Source organism: Streptomyces sp. NBC_00557, from assembly GCF_036345995.1.
Lineage (GTDB): Bacteria > Actinomycetota > Actinomycetes > Streptomycetales > Streptomycetaceae > Streptomyces.
On the sequence record NZ_CP107796.1, the window covers coordinates 120,468 to 137,860 of the forward strand.

Annotated in this window: 16 protein-coding genes; 12 read left to right on the forward strand and 4 right to left on the reverse strand. The window is 72.2% G+C overall.

The features are described from left to right. Positions 1-77 precede the first annotated feature (77 nt). The 7 genes from OG956_RS00600 to OG956_RS00630 all read left to right on the forward strand — a co-directional run bounded on the left by OG956_RS00600 (position 78) and on the right by OG956_RS00630 (position 6,497). Positions 78-1,538: an MFS transporter gene (locus tag OG956_RS00600; RefSeq protein WP_330335925.1), complete on the forward strand. Its 1,461-nt coding sequence runs from the start codon at positions 78-80 to the stop codon at positions 1,536-1,538. A gap of 113 nt (positions 1,539-1,651) precedes the next feature. After that, positions 1,652-3,232, forward strand: a complete 1,581-nt coding sequence (locus tag OG956_RS00605; protein WP_330335926.1) for an acyl-CoA carboxylase subunit beta — start codon at positions 1,652-1,654, stop codon at positions 3,230-3,232. A gap of 29 nt (positions 3,233-3,261) precedes the next feature. Next, positions 3,262-3,525 (forward strand): acyl-CoA carboxylase epsilon subunit, encoded by a 264-nt coding sequence (locus OG956_RS00610; protein ID WP_330335927.1) that lies wholly within the window; start codon positions 3,262-3,264, stop codon positions 3,523-3,525. Positions 3,526-3,569: 44 nt separating this feature from the next. Then, positions 3,570-4,433, forward strand: coding sequence for an NmrA family NAD(P)-binding protein (locus tag OG956_RS00615; RefSeq protein ID WP_330335928.1), 864 nt, complete (start codon positions 3,570-3,572; stop codon positions 4,431-4,433). Between the two features lie 67 nt (positions 4,434-4,500). After that, positions 4,501-5,202, forward strand: coding sequence for an antibiotic biosynthesis monooxygenase (locus tag OG956_RS00620; protein WP_330335929.1), 702 nt, complete (start codon positions 4,501-4,503; stop codon positions 5,200-5,202). An 18-nt stretch (positions 5,203-5,220) separates the two neighbouring features. Next, the gene (locus tag OG956_RS00625; protein ID WP_330335930.1) at positions 5,221-5,409 is read left to right on the forward strand and encodes a hypothetical protein; all 189 of its coding nucleotides are present in this window, start codon (positions 5,221-5,223) and stop codon (positions 5,407-5,409) included. Positions 5,410-5,459: 50 nt separating this feature from the next. Then, positions 5,460-6,497 carry an alpha/beta hydrolase family protein gene (locus OG956_RS00630; RefSeq protein WP_330335931.1) on the forward strand — a complete coding sequence of 346 codons (1,038 nt, stop codon included), beginning with the start codon at positions 5,460-5,462 and terminating at the stop codon, positions 6,495-6,497. Here the strand turns inward: OG956_RS00630 and soxR are convergent. Beyond that, positions 6,412-6,864: a redox-sensitive transcriptional activator SoxR gene (gene soxR, locus OG956_RS00635; RefSeq protein ID WP_330335932.1), complete on the reverse strand. Its 453-nt coding sequence runs from the start codon at positions 6,862-6,864 to the stop codon at positions 6,412-6,414. The genes OG956_RS00630 and soxR overlap by 86 nt on opposite strands. A 100-nt stretch (positions 6,865-6,964) precedes the next feature. On the opposite strand from soxR, the gene OG956_RS00640 reads away from it, so the two are divergent. The 5 genes from OG956_RS00640 to OG956_RS00660 all read left to right on the forward strand — a co-directional run bounded on the left by OG956_RS00640 (position 6,965) and on the right by OG956_RS00660 (position 10,746). Next, positions 6,965-7,150, forward strand: a complete 186-nt coding sequence (locus OG956_RS00640; RefSeq protein ID WP_330335933.1) for a hypothetical protein — start codon at positions 6,965-6,967, stop codon at positions 7,148-7,150. A gap of 4 nt (positions 7,151-7,154) precedes the next feature. Beyond that, positions 7,155-7,934, forward strand: coding sequence for a methyltransferase domain-containing protein (locus tag OG956_RS00645; protein ID WP_330335934.1), 780 nt, complete (start codon positions 7,155-7,157; stop codon positions 7,932-7,934). Between the two features lie 87 nt (positions 7,935-8,021). Then, positions 8,022-9,467 carry an MFS transporter gene (locus tag OG956_RS00650; RefSeq protein ID WP_330335935.1) on the forward strand — a complete coding sequence of 482 codons (1,446 nt, stop codon included), beginning with the start codon at positions 8,022-8,024 and terminating at the stop codon, positions 9,465-9,467. Continuing rightward, complete coding sequence (locus tag OG956_RS00655; protein WP_330335936.1) at positions 9,464-10,153, forward strand: DsbA family oxidoreductase; 690 nt, start codon at positions 9,464-9,466, stop codon at positions 10,151-10,153. Before OG956_RS00650 ends, OG956_RS00655 begins: the two co-directional genes overlap by 4 nt. 8 nt (positions 10,154-10,161) lie before the next feature. Then, positions 10,162-10,746 carry an NADPH-dependent FMN reductase gene (locus tag OG956_RS00660; protein WP_330335937.1) on the forward strand — a complete coding sequence of 195 codons (585 nt, stop codon included), beginning with the start codon at positions 10,162-10,164 and terminating at the stop codon, positions 10,744-10,746. A 48-nt stretch (positions 10,747-10,794) separates the two neighbouring features. Here the strand turns inward: OG956_RS00660 and OG956_RS00665 are convergent, their stop codons facing one another. The 3 genes from OG956_RS00665 to OG956_RS40160 all read right to left on the reverse strand — a co-directional run bounded on the left by OG956_RS00665 (position 10,795) and on the right by OG956_RS40160 (position 17,385). Then, positions 10,795-11,469 (reverse strand): response regulator transcription factor, encoded by a 675-nt coding sequence (locus OG956_RS00665; RefSeq protein WP_330335938.1) that lies wholly within the window; start codon positions 11,467-11,469, stop codon positions 10,795-10,797. 1,034 nt (positions 11,470-12,503) lie between these two features. After that, positions 12,504-13,103, reverse strand: coding sequence for a CHAP domain-containing protein (locus OG956_RS00670; protein ID WP_330335939.1), 600 nt, complete (start codon positions 13,101-13,103; stop codon positions 12,504-12,506). Between the two features lie 499 nt (positions 13,104-13,602). Continuing rightward, positions 13,603-17,385 carry an nSTAND1 domain-containing NTPase gene (locus OG956_RS40160; RefSeq protein ID WP_443065510.1) on the reverse strand — a complete coding sequence of 1,261 codons (3,783 nt, stop codon included), beginning with the start codon at positions 17,383-17,385 and terminating at the stop codon, positions 13,603-13,605. Positions 17,386-17,393 lie beyond the last annotated feature (8 nt).

Below are 17,393 nucleotides of genomic sequence, written 5' to 3' on the forward strand. Positions count from 1 at the left end.
CCCTCCGCCCGGCTCGCCGTCAGGTCGCGGTCGGCCGGGCACGCCCCGTCATCGTCAACCCTCCTTTCGGAGCCCCCGTGAAACCTTCGACGCACCAACCGGCCGGCTCCCCGGATGCGGCACCCGGGTCCTGGGACGCCGGACAGCGGGGCCTGCTGCTGGTCCTGGCCGGCAACATGCTGATCGACTCCCTCGAGGTGTCGACGGCGATGGTCGCGCTGCCGTCCATCGGCCGGGACCTCGGCCTGCCGCTGACGGCCCTTCAGGGCGTCGTCACCGGCTTCGCCCTGGGTTTCGGCGCGCTGCTGCTGTTCGGCGCCCGTGTGGTGGAGCGACTGGGCAGGCGTCCGGTGTACCTGGCGGCGCTGGTGGGCTTCGCCGCCGCATCCGTGGCCGGCGGCCTGGCCGACGGGCCCGCCCTGCTCATCGCCTGCCGGGTGGTGAAGGGGTTCTGCGCCGCGCTCACCGCGCCCACCGGCCTGACCATCATCACCACGGCCTACCCGGAGGGCCCCGCCCGCTCCCGGGCCGTGTCGGTGTACGCCTTCGTCGGCGCCTGCGGGTTCACGGGCGGGCTCCTGCTGTCGGGGCTGCTGACCGAGGTGGGCTGGCGCTGGACGTTCCTGTTCCCGGCACCGGTGGTGCTGGTGCTGTTCGCCTTCGGCCTGCGGCTGATCCCAGGTGGCCGACCCGACGGGCCGGCGCGCCGCTTGGACCTCTCCGGCGCGGCGACGCTGACCGGTGGCCTGGCGGCCCTGGTGACCGGCATCGTCCAGGTGCCCGGGCGCGGCTGGGGCAGCCCACTCGTCTTCGGCTCGTTCACGGCTGCCGCCGCGCTGCTGGCCGCCCTCCTCCTGGTGGAGCGCACGGCGGCCGACCCGCTCCTGCGCCCCGCCCTGCTGGCCCACCGGGGCCTGCTGCGGGCGATGCTGGGCGCCGTCGCGCTGAACGGCTCGTACCTCGGGCTGCTGCTGGTGGCCACATTCCAGTTGCAGACCACCGAGGGCTGGTCACCGGCGCGCACCGCCCTCGCCCTGCTGCCCGCGAGTCTTCCACTGGTGGTGACCGCGCCCCTGTCCGGGCGGATGATCGAGCGGTTCGGCACTCGCCGGCTGATCGCCCTGGGCGCCCCGGCGCCGCTGCTGGGCCACCTGCTGTACCTGCGGGCGCTCACCCCGCACCCCTCGTACGCCACGGACGTCCTGCCCGCCATGCTGCTGGTCGGGGTCGGCTTCGCACTGTGCTTCACCTCCTTGAACGTGCAGGCGGCGGCCGCGGTACCGGCCGCGGACCGGCCGGCGGCCACGGGCCACTACCAGACCGCGGTGCAGACGGCCGCCGTGCTCGCGCCCGCGCTGGTGGCGGCTGTGCTGCTGTCGTCCGGCGCTCCGGGCGCCCCCGTGGCCGAGGGCTACCGGCCCGCGGTGTGGCTGGTCGTCGCGCTCGGGGCACTGGGGCCCGTGGCCGCGTCGGTGCGTCCCGTGCGCCGTTCCGCCTCCGGCCGCGCCGCCGAACCGCGCCTGACCGCGCGCCCGTGACCCGCTCACCCCTGGATCGGTGGCCGACCGATCCAGGGGACCCGTACCCGTCCTTCCCCCCGGCACGGGCGATTGCCGCCGGGCCAGAAGAGAAACTCAGGAGCTGCGACTCGATGACCACAGCGACCCCCCGGTCCGTCGACGCCCCGGAACGCGACGGGCTCACGGAACTCACGCACATCAAGGAACAGGTGCTCCACGGCCCTGACCCGGCCGCCACCGAACAGCAGCACGCCAAGGGCAAGCTGACGGCGCGGGAGCGGATCGACCTGCTGCTGGACCCGGGCTCCTTTCACGAAGTGGAACCGCTGCGGCGGCACCGGGCCACCGGTTTCGGCCTGGAGCACAAACGTCCCTACACCGACGGTGTGATCACCGGCTGGGGCACGGTGCACGGGCGCACGGTGTTCGTCTACGCGCACGATTTCCGCATCTTCGGTGGAGCCCTGGGCGAGGCCCACGCCGCCAAGATTCACAAGATCATGGACATGGCCCTGTCCGCGGGCGCGCCGCTGGTGTCGCTCAACGACGGGGCGGGCGCCCGCATCCAGGAGGGTGTCACGGCGCTCGCCGGCTACGGCGGCATCTTCGAGCGCAACACCCGGGCCTCGGGAGTCATCCCGCAGATCAGCGTGATGCTCGGCCCCTGCGCGGGTGGTGCCGCCTACTCGCCCGCGTTGACGGACTTCGTCTTCATGGTCCGGGGCACCTCGCAGATGTTCGTCACCGGGCCCGACGTGGTGCAGGCCGTCACCGGCGAGCGGATCACCCATGACCGGCTCGGCGGGGGCGACGTGCACGGCGGGACCTCAGGCGTCGCCCACTTCGTCCACGACGACGAGGCAGGCTGCCTGGAGGACGTGCGCCACCTGCTGTCGCTGCTGCCGGCCAACAACCGGGAGCTGCCGCCCCGCACACCGTGCGACGACCCCAAGGACCGTTCGGGCGAGGCGCTGTTGGACGTCGTGCCCACCGATCCCGGCCGCAGCTACGACATACGTGCCGTGATCGAGGAGATCGCCGATCACGGCGAGTACGTCGAGGTCCACGCCGGCTGGGCTCGCAACGTCGTGTGCGCCCTCGCCCGGCTCGGCGGCGAGACCGTCGGCGTCGTGGCCAACCAGCCCGCCGTCCTTGCGGGCGTCCTGGACGTCCACGCCAGCGAGAAGGCGGCCCGCTTCGTGCAGTTCTGTGACGCCTTCAACATCCCACTGGTCACACTGGTGGACGTGCCGGGCTTCCTGCCGGGCGTCGACCAGGAACACGGCGGCATCATCCGGCACGGCGCGAAGCTGCTGTACGCCTACTGCAACGCGACCGTGCCCCGCGTCTCGGTGGTGCTGCGCAAGGCCTACGGCGGCGCCTACATCGTGATGGACTCGCGCTCCATCGGCGCCGACCTCGCACTGGCCTGGCCCGGCAACGAGATCGCCGTCATGGGCGCCGAGGGCGCCGCGAACGTCATCTTCCGGCGGGAGATCCAGTCCGCCGAAGACCCCGAAGCCGTACGGGAGCAGAAGATCAAGGAGTACCGGGCGCAGCTCATGCACCCGTACTACGCCGCCGAACGGGGTCTGGTGGACGACGTCATCGATCCGCGCCGCACGCGGGAGATCCTCGTCGACGCACTGGCGATGCTGCGCGAGAAGCACGCCGAACTGCCCTCCCGCAAGCACGGCAACCCGCCGCAGTGAGCACGCAGGAACGAAGGGAACACCACCGCATGCACCGCGAGGAGACCGCGGACACCGCTCCCGTGATCCGCGTCATCCGCGGCGAGGCCGGTCCGGAGGAGCTCGCCGCGCTCACCGTCGTCCTGCTGCTGTCCGCCCGCGGCCCGGCTCTCTCCGGGGTGGAGCCGGCCGCGCAGCGCGCGCACCGGCCGGCCACCTGGCGCCGCCTGGAGCGGGCTTTGAACCACCGCAGCGCGCGCAGCTGGCGCAACGAGCTGCACCGCACCCGGCCGCCGTCCGCAGCCGGTGTCTGAACCCCGGCATCACAGCGCACCACCGACCCTCGAGGAGTGACCCGATGACTGCCCAGTCCACCGTGCTGGTGACCGCGGCCACCGGCAACGTCGGTCCGCACGCCTGCGCTCACCTGCTGCGCCTGGGGGCACGGGTGCGGGCCCTCGTCCTGAAGGACGACCCGCACGTGACGCGGCTGCCCGAAGGCGTGGAGGTGCACCACGGAGACCTGTCCGTCCCCGGCACGCTCGACGCCGCCCTTGAAGGAGTGGACGGCGTGTTCTGGATGTGGCCCTTCTTCACCCTCGACGTGCGCACGGCGCCGGAAGTGCTGCGCAAGATCGAGGAGCGGGCGCGGCGGATCGTGCTGGTGTCCTCCGTGGGCGTGCACATCGGTCTGGAGCCGGTCGACAACAACTGCCACGCCTACCTGGAGCAGTTGATCGAGCGGACCGGCCTGGAGTGGACGTTCCTGCGCACCACCGGCTTCATGGCGAACGCGCTCGGCTTCGCCGCGCAGATCCGCGCCGGTGACGTGGTGCGTTTCCCCTACGGCGACGCGGCCCGCACGCCGGTCCACGAGGGGGACCTGGCCGAGGTCGGTGCCCGGTCCCTGCTGGAGGACGGGCACGCCGGGCAGAAGTACCTCGTCTCCGGCCCGGAGGTGCTCACCCAGGAACAGCAGGTGCAGATCGTCGGTGACGTCATCGGCCGCAGCCTGCGCTGGGAGGACGTCCACGCGGACGAGGCGCGCAAGCAGATGGTGGCGGCGGGCTGGCCCCCCTCGTATGCGGACGGCGCGCTGGACTACTTCGCTCACCTGACCCGCCGGCCCGAGGTCGGCTCCTCGGTCGTCGCCCAGGTGACCGGGCGGCCCGCCCGCACCTTCCGGCAATGGGCCCAGGAGCACGCCGATGCCTTCCGCTGACGGCAGGACGACCACGCCGTCGCCCGGCGCGGGCCGTTTGATGAGACAAGCAGAAGCTGGAGACGCCATGGTTGCGACGCACTCCGAACCCGCCCCACAGCCGGAGCCCGAGCCTGCCGCCTCCGCGCACGCCGCCGCTTTCGAGGTGCTGCGCGTCGACACCGCCGCAACGGCCGACACCCTGACGGGCGTCATCGCCCGAGAGGTGGTGGCCCGCATCGCCGAGGCACCCGGGTTCCTGCTGTCCCGGCTGCACGTCGCGCTGGACGGCAGGGCCGTGGTGCACCACACCCGATGGCGCAGCGAGGCGGACTACCGCGCCTCATGCCTCGGCGATGTGCGGGCGGGCGCGCTGCACGGCCTTCACCGCCGGTCAGGGGTGGTCTCCGCCACCGTGTTCCTGGGCGCCCCGGCCGGCGGCATCACCGGGCCCGCGGCCGGGCGGGCGCCCGGTGTGGTGGCCGTGGCCACCCGGCACTTCGCCGGGCCCCGGCAGGCCGCCGAAGTGGTCGCTCTGCTCCACCGCACAGGAGCCTGGAAACGCGACTTCCCCGGTTTCATCCGCGCCACCCCCTACCTCAGCCCCGACCGGCGAACCTTCGTCAACTACCCGATGTGGACGGACCGTGCCGCCTACGACGCGTGGATGGCCGATCCCCGCATCGCCGAGGGGCAGAGCGAGATCTCCCGCTACGAGACCGCACCCCCCGAGTACCTGGTGTGCACCGTGGCATCCGAGACGGCCGCCCCGTCCGCAACAGCCGGCTGAAACCTCCCTGGAGACACCGTGTCCGACCCGATGCTCCGCTCCGACCCACCACCCGCGGTGTCCCGCGTGCGGCCCGGCGGGTCCCCTCCGCCCGGCTCGGACAGGCCGGTTGGCGACCCGGTCGCCGATGAGCCGTTCCTGTCGCTGCCGGCCGGAACAGGGGACGTCGACCCCGCCGAGTCGCACATCGTCCGCGGCATCGACTGACGCCGCCGCAGACCCACCACCCACCCGACGACGTGCGAAGGCGCAGCACCATGACCTCGAAGCCGATCACCGACCTGCCGGGCGGCGCGGCCGCCGCCCCGCCGCCCGGCCCCGCCTCCACGCCCCCCGTGCGGGAGATCGTGCTGGACGCGGACGGCATCCCGCTCTCCGGCCTGCTCGGCCTGCCGGCGGACGGACCGCCCCGGGCGACCGTCGTGGCGCTGCACGGCGGAGGAATGCGGGCCGGCTACTTCCACTGCCGGGCCGATCCGGGGCTGTCGCTGCTCGCCCTCGGCCCCCGGCTCGGCTTCGCGGTGCTGGCCCTGGACCGGCCCGGCTACGGCCGCTCGGCCCAGCACCTGCCACGCGGGCAGACCCTGCGCGAACAGTGCGTCACCGTACAGGCGGCGCTCTCCAGCTACGACCTGCACCATGCGGTGGGCAGTGGCGTGTTCGTGGTGGCCCACTCCTACGGCGGCAAGCTCGCCCTCGCCCTGGCCGCGGCCGGCACGGACCTGATCGGGCTGGACATCTGCGGCCTGGGCCACCGGTTCGCGGTGGACCCGCGGCGGCTCGTCCCGCTGCACGACCGCCGCACGGCCGCACTGCACTGGGGGCCGCTCGCCCTGTACCCGGCGCACACCTTCCGTCTCGCCGCTGCCATGGTGGGTCCCATGCCGGAGCGAGAGGAGCGCGAGGTCCGGCACTGGCCGAGGATCCTGCCGGCGCTGGCCCCGCAGGTGCGGGTTCCGGTCCGGTTCACCTTCGCCGAGTACGAGCGCTGGTGGCGGCACGACGACGAGGCGCTGGCCGAGTTGACGGCGCTGCTCGCCGCGGCCCCGGTCCGCGTGGACCGGTTGCCGGACTCCGGCCACAACGTCAGCCTGGGCTGGACCGCCCGCGCGTACCACCTGCGGGCCTTGGCCTTCCTGGAGGAGTGCCTCGCAGCGCGCCGTCTCGCAGCGGCGCGCTCCGCCCGGCCGGCCGGCGGGGGCGTGCCCGTCAGTCCACCTGCAGCCGGCGCGGACCCACCCCCTGCTCTCCCAGCACGTCGTAGGGGTTGGCGAGCACGCAGCGCTCCAAGGTGAGGCAGCCGCAGCCGATGCAGTCGTCGAGTTCGTCGCGGAGCTTGAGCAATTGCTGGATGCGCCGGTCGAGGTCGGCGCGCCAGTGCGCCGAGAGCGCCGCCCACTCCTCCCGGCTGGGAGCCCGGCCCGTCGGCAGAACGCTCAGGGCGTCCCGGATGACGCTCAGCGGGATGCCCACCCGCTGGGAGACCCGGATGAAGGCGACCCGGCGCAGCATGTCCCGTGAGTAACGCCGCTGGTTTCCCGCCGTGCGGTGACTGCTGATCAGCCCCTCGCGCTCGTAGAAGCGCAGCGCCGACGTGGTCACGCCGCTGCGCCGCGCCAGCTCGCCGACGGTGAGTTCCTTGGGGATGGCGGTGGTCGACATACCCACCACGCTAGAGAGACCTCACCTTTACTTCAACTTTTGGAGGAGGAGGGATGACCAAGCCGGCAGCTCCGCCCGTGCCGCTGCCCGGTGCCAGGCCATGCCGCCCGCCCTGTTCCGGCTGACCGGTGCCGGGCACGCCGTGCCCGTCAAGGGCGAGCTACGTGACGGCAGCGCGGTGAAGCTCGCCCGGTCCGTCGCCGAGTGCTGCCCGACGGGCGCGGTGAAGGTGGAACCCGACCACGACGAAGAACCGGCGCCCGCACCCCACCCTCTGCAGGGGTGACCCCGTGACCCGCACATCCGAGGAGGAACCCACCGTGAACCAGTCCGAGGCCATTCTGTCCAAGCTGTGGGAGCGCACCTACGACCCACTGACCTGCGAGATCATCGGCCGTCTGCCACTGCGCCGCGACGCCCGCTGCCTGGATGCCGGCGCCGGGAGCGGCTCCATGGCGTACTGGCTCGCCGAACGGGTGCCAGAGGGCTCCGTACTCGCCGTGGACGTGGACACGAGCCTGATGGACGCATCCCGCAAGCCCAATCTGATCGTTCGTCAGGCCGACCTGGAACAGCAGGACTTCGCTCCCGGTTCCTTCGACCTGATCCTTGCCCGGGGGGTGCTGTCGGTGCTGCGCGCCCCCGACGAGCTGCTCGAGCGCGCCGTGCGCTGGCTGGCCCCCGGCGGCTGGCTGGTGGCGGAGGACTTCTACTACCTGCCGGCCGAGGACGCGGCAACACCGGCGGAACGCTCGGTCGTCGAGGCCTACCTGCGCGCCTTCCGTCAGCGCGGCGCCGACATGCGGTTCGGCCGCCGGCTGCCCGCCCGGCTGGCACAGCTCGGCCTGGTGTCCGTCGACCTGCACGTGCGCCCCCTCGGCCCCGGGCAGGGCGAGTACGGGACCGAACTCATACGCCGCCGAATGGAGTTGCAGGGGCAGCCGCTGATCGACAACGGCTGGGTGAGCGCGGAGCAGCTCAGCGAGTTCATCGCCGGACTCGATCGGCCCGAGGCCCGCGACGTCACGACGCTGCTGTTCTCGGTGTGGGGGCAGCGCCCCACGACCTGACCGCACCACCGCTTGACTTCAACTTAAGTTGAAGTTTTACGGTGGCAAGCACAGCAGCATGATCACCGCCGCCAAGGAGAAGGACAGGTGCGCTCCGACCCGACAGTGCAGGAACACGGCCGCGGAGGCGGGTCCGGCCGAGCGACCGTGCTGGTGCTCGCCGGCACGCTCACGATCATGGCCGGAGCCGTGGTGTCCCCCGCGATACCCGGGATACGCGCCGCGTTCGCGGACACCGCCGACGTCGACCTGCTGGCCAGAATGATCACCAGCGCCCACGCACTGGCGATCGTGCTCTTCTCGCCCTTCGCCGGCGTCCTGTCCGAACGCATCGGACGCAAGCGTGCCCTGGTGACCGGCATGCTCACCTTCGCCCTGGGAGGCAGCTCCGGCTTCTACCTTCCCGACCTGGCGAGCATCCTGGCCGGCCGCGTCGTGCTGGGACTCGGCGTGTCCCTGATCATGACCAACAGCGTGGCCATGATCGCGGACCTGTACGACGGGACCGAGCGCCAGCGGCTGCTCGGGCGGCAGACCGCGGCCGGCGCCTTCGGCGGCGTGGCACTGCTGGTCGGCGGCGGTGCGCTCGCAGGGCTCGGCTGGCGTACGGTCTTCCTGGTCTACCTGCTCGGCGCGGCACTCGTCGTGCCCGCGCTGACGCAGCTGCCGCAGACCCGGCCCGGGGCCGCCGGCGCCCGGCCGACGCAGGACCGCTCACCTTCCGGCACCCGCCGGGGCCCGGCCACCGGGCTGGCGGCGGCGCTCGCCGCCATGTTCCTGGGCCAGGTGGCCTTCTACTCGGTGCCCGTACAGGTCCCGTTCCTGGTGGAGGACCACTTCCACGCCGGTTCGGTGGCCTCCGGAGCCGTCATCGCGGTGCAGACGCTCACCACGGGTCTGGTCTCGCTCCGCTTCGCCGCCATCCGACGCCTGGCCGGCGAGTACGGCCTGGTCACCGCCGCCTTCACCGCCATCGCCGTCGGCTACCTGGTGCTCTTCCTGGCCCCGCACGTCGCCGTGCTGGCGCTCGGCACCCTGGTAATGGGCGCGGGCCTCGGCATACTGATGCCGACGCTCAACAGCTGGGTGGTCAACGAGGCGCCGCCCGAGGCGCGCAGCCGGTACACGGGCTTTCTGACCACCGCGCTCTTCCTGGGCCAGTTCCTTGCCCCGATCGTCACCCAGCCGCTGGTCACGGGCCTCGGCATCCAGCCGATGTTCCTGGTCATCGCGTCCGGCGCCCTTGTGGTCGCCGCCGGGTACCTCCTCGCCGGCCGGCGGCGCACGGCCGCCGCCGGCCGGGCGGTCGCCGCGGGCGCCCCTGGGCAGGGGCGGGATGCGCAGGGCGACGCCCCGGCGGGGGCTCCCGCGCCGGGGAGCACCCGAGGCACGGGGAACACCGGGAAGCATCCGCCGCAGAACCCGGCCGCGGCACCGGCCGGACGGGGCGACGGCGCATCGGACGCCTCCGCCTCCCCGGCCGCTCCACCGACCCCCCGCGCACCGCACTCCCTCCACCGGAGGCAGCCGTGACACCGCACTTCCCCCGCAGCCCCACCACCCGGCGGGTCGAGTTCGTCCTCGACCTCATCTGCGTCCACTCCTACCTCGCCCTCACCCGTTTCGAGCGCGCCGCGGCACGGCGGCGAGCCCGCGGCGACCGCATCGAGGTGGTCTTCCGTCCCTTCCAGATCGCTCCCGAGGCCCCGGCCGAGGGTGAGCCGCTCACCGAGCGCCACCGGCGCGCCTTCGGGGCCGAGGCCGAGCGGATGACGCAGCACATGACGGCCGTGGGCGCCCGGGAGGGGCTCCGCCTCGACTTCGCCCGGGCGGTGTTCGTCAACACGCTCCCGGCCCACCGGCTGCTCGCCGCGGCCGGCCGCCAGGGGCGGGCGGAACCGATGGCGGAACGCCTCTTCCGCGCCTACTTGACCGACGGGGCGAACATCGGCGACGCCGCCACGCTCGACCGGCTGGCTGCGGAGACCGGCGTCCGGCGCGGCGGGCCCGAGGAGCCCGACGAGCAGACCCTCACGGCGGAACTCGCCAAGGTCCGCGCCGAGGGCGTCCGCCAGGTTCCGCTCCTGCGCTTCGGCACCGGGACCGTCCTGACCGGCGCGCAACCGGAAGAGGTCTACTTCCGGGCACTGTCCGAAACCCCCTCGAACGACCCATTCCCCTTCAGCGGTGACCAACAGTCACCGGAGAAAACCCACTAAGGAGAGATATGTCCACGTCGCCTCTGCGACTCGCGGTCATCTGCGCCAGCGTCCGGGAGGGCAGGTTCGGTCCGACGGTCGCGCGGTGGTTCGCCGACCAGGCCCGCCAGCGCGGCGACGTCGAGGTCGACTACATCGACCTCGCCGAGCACCCCCTGCCGGCGGTGCTTTCCCAGTCGCCCGGCAGCGGCACCGCCGAGGTACTCGCACAGCTGACGCCCCGTCTGGAGGACGCGGACGCGTTCGTCGTGGTGACGCCGGAGTACAACCACAGCTACCCGGCCTCGCTGAAGTCCCTGATCGACTGGCACTACACCCAGTGGCGGGCCAAGCCGGTGGGTCTGGTCTCCTACGGCGGCCTGGCCGGCGGCCTGCGCGCGGCCGAGCACCTGCGGCCGGTCTTCGCCGAGCTGCACGCGGTCACCATCCGCGAACAGGTCAGCTTCCACAACGCCTGGGAGCAGTTCGACGACAACGGCGACCCGAAGGATCCCGAGGGGCCCGCCACCGCCGCCAAGACCATGCTGGACCAGCTCACATGGTGGGCCGAAGCGCTGCGCGAGGCGCGCCGAAAGCGTCCGTACGGCCAGTGACACGGTGCGGGGCGTGGGCGGGCGCCCGCCCACGCCCCGCACCACCGCTCAGGCCGCCATGGTCATCCCCCGCCCGAGACGGAAGCCGACACCGCGCACGGTCAGGATCCAGGAACTGTCACCGAGCTTGTTCCGCAGACTGTTGACGTGCGTGTCGATGGTCCGCCCGGCCGTGGCCCCGGCGCTCTTCTGCCACACCCGCGCCATGAGCTCCCTGCGGCTGAACACCGTGCCGGGCCGGGAGGCGAGCGTGTGCAGGAGGTCGAACTCCTTGCGTGTGAGGGAGAGCAGCCTTCCGGAGAGGTACACCTCGCGCCGGGCGGCGTCGACCCGCAGCGGACCGTGGACGATACAACTTCGGAGCGCAGCCACGCGGGCACGGCGCAGCACGGCCTCGATTCTCGCGATCAGCTCCTGCACACCGTAGGGTTTGTCGAGGCAGTCGTCGCACCCCGATTTCAGACACAGCACGCGTTCCAACTCGGTGGTGTGTTCCGTGACGGCGATGATCGGAGTGTCGGACGCGGCACGGATGTCCGCGCAGACCTGCAGGCCGTCGACGTCCGGCAGCCCCAGGTCGAGCAGCACCAGGTCAGCCTGGTGATGCAGCTCCAGTGCCGCCTGGCCGGTTCCCACGCTCCAAGCGCCGTAACCGTTTTGCCGCAGTAAGTGGACGACGGACCGTGCACAGGCGGCGTCGTGGTCCACTACCAGCACCCGCATTGCTTGCCCTTCCTCTGTCCCACTCGCATGTTCCGCTGTCCGAAAGACACGGGGCCATGGGCGGGTCGTCCCGGCGGCACCAGGGATCCTCCCGGTACAACCCTGCGCCCGGTCGGCGGCCCCGCGGGCAGGACACGCCCACCGGGCGCGAGCAACCGCGGCAGCCATGGGAGCGTGCCGACCAGTGCCCGTCGACCTGGCGGTCTCACCCCGTTCCCTCCCCGCACCTGCATGGCCGAACACATGCGCAAGGGAGATGCATCAGGGTAAAAACCTTGAGCCAGTAACTGTCAACGAGTGGATGGCCAAATCTACCAATTCCCTTTGTATTCAAGGCCGTTAGGGCACGGGGCACCGCAGTGGACCGGACGTGAGCGCTGGTAGAGGCCTGTTCTCTCGCGTCAACCGGCGACGTACGCCGCACGCCGTATGCCGAATCTCACAGACCCTCACCCCGGCGATCCCGACGGCGAGACTCGCCCGGGGCGGCCAACGCACGACTGCTGGTGTGGGTGAGCGGCCGGATCGTTCCCGGGACGCCGCCCGTTCGGGCTGCTGTGCGCGCCGACGGGACTGCTTCGTCATACTGGCGGCGCGTTGGGCGATCACATCGGACAGGGACGGCTCCAAACCCGCCACGCTGTCCAGGACATCGAGAGCGCGCAGGGTATCGAGGCGGCTCGAGCGCAGCTCTGCGAGTTCCCGCTCGCCCTGCCTCAGCCGTCCCTGTGCCGCGTGGACCTCGTTCTCGGCCACGGCCGGCCGGCCGCGGTGTGCCGTTCGCAACAAGGTGCTCGGCCGCGTCCCGTCCGGAGCCCGGTTCGGCAGATCGCGGCGGCCTCGCCGGGCGCAGGGCCCGGCGAGGCCGCCGTGGGCAGGTCGACCGGCGTCGGCGTGGCCGGGTGAGGCCCCGCTGCTAGCACGTGGACAGGCCGGCCGGTGGGTCGTGCGGGGTGTTCACGTTGCCGCCCCAGGAGTAGACGTGAACACCTGTGAGCCGAGCACCTACCCCCGTGAGGTGCTCGGACAGCAGGTCAGTGGTCCCAGGCCGGGTAGCCGTAGCCCCAGATCAGATGGCTGGAGCGGGAGTACTTGAGTCGCCTCACCTCGTTGGAGCGGTTGCCTTCGACCGTGTAGACGTAGGTGTCGTCGTAGGACGTCACGATCCCGATGTGGTCCTCTCCGTTGCGCCCGTTGAGGTCGAAGAAGATCACGCAGCCTTCGCGCGGCCCGCCACCGGTGGCCCCGCGGCGGTAAAACCGGTGGTGTTTCCTGAACCACTTGAGGTGGTCGGGGACGTACTTCTGCTTGCCGCCGACAGCCGGCAGTTGGCCGGCTTCGTGGAAGACCCAGCTGACGAAGATGTCGCACCACTCCTGACCGTCGGCGCCGTACCACCGACCGTACTTGGTGTGGTTGGTTCCGCTTTCCCGGTAGCCGACCTCCCTCTTGGCGATTCGGGTGACCTTCGTCGAGGGCGCGTTCGGATCCATCGGCGCGACGGCGTCCAGCACGGCCAGTTCGGCCGACGACAGCTCCTGGCTGGGGTCGACCGGCTTGTGCACCTCGGCGAGTGCGTCTGTCCGACCGCGGGAAGCGGCGGAATGTTCCTGCGGGGTGATGGGCCCGGTCACAGTCACTCCTTCGTGATATCTGTGCGCAACAGTGACTGATTGCTCATACGTGACAGGTGGCGGGCGAGACGACGTGGCACGCAGGGCCGACGTCGCCCGTCGAGACGGTGTCCGGCGCCCGCTGAACACCAGGTTCCGGGCCGACTGGTTGTTGCGCAGGCCCCTGTCTCGGCGTGAAACAAACATCGGCAGGCGAGGGCTCGCTCATTCACGCTGGTGAGCTGGACGTGTCGACTGCGGGGCCAGGGAAGAGGGTGTCCCGCTCTGGCGATCCGGCTCCGGGCGGACTGCGGATGGATCCACCGTTGACCCGCGAAGCGTGAGTTTGGATCGACGATCTGCTACTCGGGCGGGGGAACGTCCGTCCGGACACGGCCCGGGACTGGCCGACGTGGCGCGTGCCCGTCAGGCGAGTGCGTCGTGTGAGCCAACCGGTCGGCACCCCGGCGTCGGCGGGGGAACGCGGGGCCGGGGTGCCGGCAGTGCGGGGTGGGGCTCGTCATGCACGGCATGGCTGAGCGTAGGGGAGTTCCCGTACGTAATCCCGCCATTGCGCCGGGGTGAGTTGACCGGCGGTGGTGGCGCAGATCCGCCGGATCGCCCGGCCGAGGCCGAAGGGTGTGAACTCGATCGTGCCGTCCGGTCCGGCTGTGGCCAGGAGCTGCCCGTCCGGGCGGTACGCGGCCGTCTCTATCGCCTCGGTGTGCCCCGCGGTGAGCGCCCTGCCCCAGGGGACCGGCCGGGTGAGGTCGGTCAGGTCCCACAGCAGGACGCTGCGGTCCTCGCCGGCGGAGGCCAGCGTGCGGCCGTCAGCGCTGAAGCCCACCCAGGTCACCCGGCCGGTGTGCCCGGTCAGTGAGCTACCGATGGGCGAGGCGTGCGCGGGGGAACTGACGTTCCACAGGCGTACGTCGTGGCCGACGCCGGCGGTGGCCAGCAGCCGTCCGTCAGGGCTGAAGGCGCCCCACAGGGTGCCGCCCGTGTCGCCTGTGCGGATGTCCGGCAGGGGCCTGGGGCGGACCGGGTCGCGGATGTCCCACAGGCGGACCTTGTCGTCCTCGCTCGTGCTGGCCAGGGTACGGCCGTCCGGGCTGACGCCCGCCCAGTGGACGAAGCTGATGTGGCCGGTCAGCGGGCTGCCCAGGGCGGCGGGGCGGGCGGGATCGGTAACGTTCCACAGGCGAAGGCCGTACTTGGGGCCGCCTGTGACCAGTACACGTCCGTCGGGAGTGAAGGCCAGCACGCCGTCGTCCTGGTCGGCGCCGCCGGTGCGGATCAGGCCTGCCTGCCGGGGACGGCCCGGGGCGGAGACGTCCCACAGCCGCACGGTGCCGTCGCTGTCGGCGCTCGCGAGCAACCGGCCCCGGGGCTGGAACATCACCCGGAGGGCGAGGCGCTCACCCGGCAGCTCGCTCAACTGCCTGCCGCCCGCAGGGTCACGGACGTCCCACAGCCGTACCCTTCCGTCGCTCGCGCTGGCCAGCACGCGGCCGTCCCGGCCGTACGCGATGCCGGTGACGCTGCCGAGATGGCCGGCCAGGAAGGCACGCGGCAGCTGCCACAGACGTACGGTGTGGTCATCGCTCGCGCTGGCCAGCGACCGTCCGTCGGGGCTGAACGCCAGCCAGTTGACGAACCCGGTGTGGCCGATCAACGGCTGCCCGAGGGCGGCCGGATGCATCGGGTCGGAGACGTCCCAGAGCCGGATGGTGTGGTCCGCGCCGGCCGTGGCGAGTGTTCGGCCGTCGGGTGAGAACGCCACCGCGAGCAGGGTGTCGGTGTGGCCGGTCAGCGGCCCGCCCAGTGGCTTGGTGCGCGCCGGGTCCGAGACGTCCCACAGCCGCACCTTGCGGTCGTTTCCCACGCTGGCCATGAGCTTGCTGTCCCGGCGGAAGGCGACCGCGTAGACGACGTCCGGGTTGCTCAGCGGCTTCCGCCACGGCTGCGGGCGGGTCGGGTCGGTGACGTTCCAGAGGCGGATCACATGATCGTGGCCGGGGGCCGCCACCGTACGGCCGTCCGGGCTGAAAGCGGCCGAGGCGACGGCCTCGCCGGCCCCGGTGAGCGGGGGGCCCAGGGCCTTGGCGTGCGCGGGGTCGGAGACGTCCCACAGCCGGACGGTGTGGTCTTGGCTGGCGGTGGCCAGGGTGCGTCCGTCGCGGCTGAACGACACGGAGAAGACGAAATCGCGGTGCCCGGTCAGCGGCCTGCCCAGGGCCTTGGGATGCGCCGGATCGCGGACGTCCCACAGCCGGGCGGTACGGTCCCGGCCGGCGCTGGCCAGGGTGTGACCGTCCGGGGAGAACTGCAGCCAGTACACCCAGTCGGTGTGCCCGGTCAGCGGCCTGCCGAGCGGGACGGGGTGCGCGGGGTCGGCCAGGCTCCACAGCCGGATGGTGTCGTCACCGGCCCCGGTGGCGAGGGTGCGCCCGTCGGGTGAGAACGCCACCGCGTACACCGGCTGGGAGTGTCCGGGCAGTACGGAGGACAGCGAGATGTTCTGCGTGTCCAGCAGGCCCGCGGTGGCTTCACGGTCGGACCGCAGCCGGTACGCCGCCACATACATCCGGGCCGCCAGCGACGGATCGGTCGCGTTCAGCTGGCCCGCCTCGGCCACCACCTGCTCGGCCACTGCGCGGTCACGGCCGGCGCGGGCCAGCGAGCGCTGCTGGAAGGCGATGACAGCGACCGTCGACGCGAGCAGAAACAGGGCGGACACCGCGGCCAGCAGCGCCCGGATACGCCGGGCGGTGCGAGCCGCCACCCGCCGCTCCTGCTCGCGGGCGGCGATGCTGGCGTCGAGGAACTCGGCCTCAACCGGGGTGAGGTCCGCGCGATACCCGGTCAGGCATTCCTCGGCGGTGACCAGGCGGGTGCCGCGGTACAGGGCTCCAGGATCCCGGTCGAGCGCGTCCCAGGCCCGGGCGGCCTCGGTGAGCTGGCGGTGGACCCGAAGCCGTTCGCGGGCGCCGTCGATCCAAGACTGCAGTCGCGGCCAGGCGGTGATCAACGCTTCGTGCGCCAGGTGCACCATGTCGCCGTCGAGTGTGACCAGCCGCGCGCGGGCCAGTTGGTCCAGCACCGAGGCCGTGTCGGCGGACTGGCCGGTGGTGCTCAGCGCCTGCAGTTCGGCGTGCTCGGCGGGACGGCTGGTGTCCTGGGCCCCTTCACCCGGCGTGACCAGGCGCAGCAGGATACGCCGGGCGGCCTCGGCCCGATCCGGCGAGAGGCGGGTGTACAGCTCTTCGGCGGTGCGCGTGAGGGCGCCGTGCACACCACCTGCGGCCTCGTAGGCAGCCAGCGTGAGGGTGCGGCCTCTGCGGCGGCGCCAGGTCTCCAGCAAAGCGTGGGACATCAGCGGCAGTCCGCCGGGCTCCTCGGCGACGTCCTCCACGATCCTCGCCGTCAACGTACGCTCGACGATCAGCCCTGCGGCCGCGGCGGGTTTGACGATCGCCTCGCGCAGTTCCGCCGGCCCCATGGGGCCGAGCAGGAAGGTCGCGTCGGTGAGGGCGGCGGCGAGCGGACGGTGGTCGGCGCAACGGCTGAGGAAGTCCGCCCGTACCGCGATCACCACCCGCAGTCTGCTCTCCGGTTCCACCGCGCTCACCAGCAGGTCGAGAAAAGCCGCACGCTCCACCGGGTCCGAGCACAGGGTGAAGAGCTCCTCGAACTGATCGACCACGACCACCGTTTCACCAACGCTCTGGCTTGCGGTCAACGCGCGGGCGTGGGTGGACGCCGGCCGCGGCCCCGGGGTGAGGATCCGTATCGCTGCCAGTCGGCACGTCGATGACTGCTGGTCCTGGAGGGACGGGACGAGCCCCGCGCGCAGGAGGGAGGACTTGCCGCTGCCGGACGCGCCCACCACCGCGACCATGCGGCAGGCCCGCACCCGCTCGGTCAGTCGGGCCACGAGCTGGTCGCGCCCGAAGAACAGATGACGATCGCTGGGTTCGAAGCGGGCCAGCCCTCGATACGGGGCGTCCGCGTCATCGGCGTCCTGCTGCTCGGCGGCCACTTCCCGGGCCACCGCCCGCCAGCGCGGCTCCCATTCCTCGGGCTCCGCCCCGCATGCCCGCACATAGGCCAGCACCACCTCCAGCGACGGCAGTTGGCCGCCTGCGGCCGCCCTCGACAAGGTGGCGACCGAATAGCCGGTGCGCTGCGCCATGGCCCGGTAGGTCAGGCCCCCGGCCTCTTGGCGCAGCTTGCGTAAGTCGAACGCGAATCGCTGGACCGGCCCGGCCGACGGATCCAGCGGTCCCTCACGACGCCCCATCCCGTCCC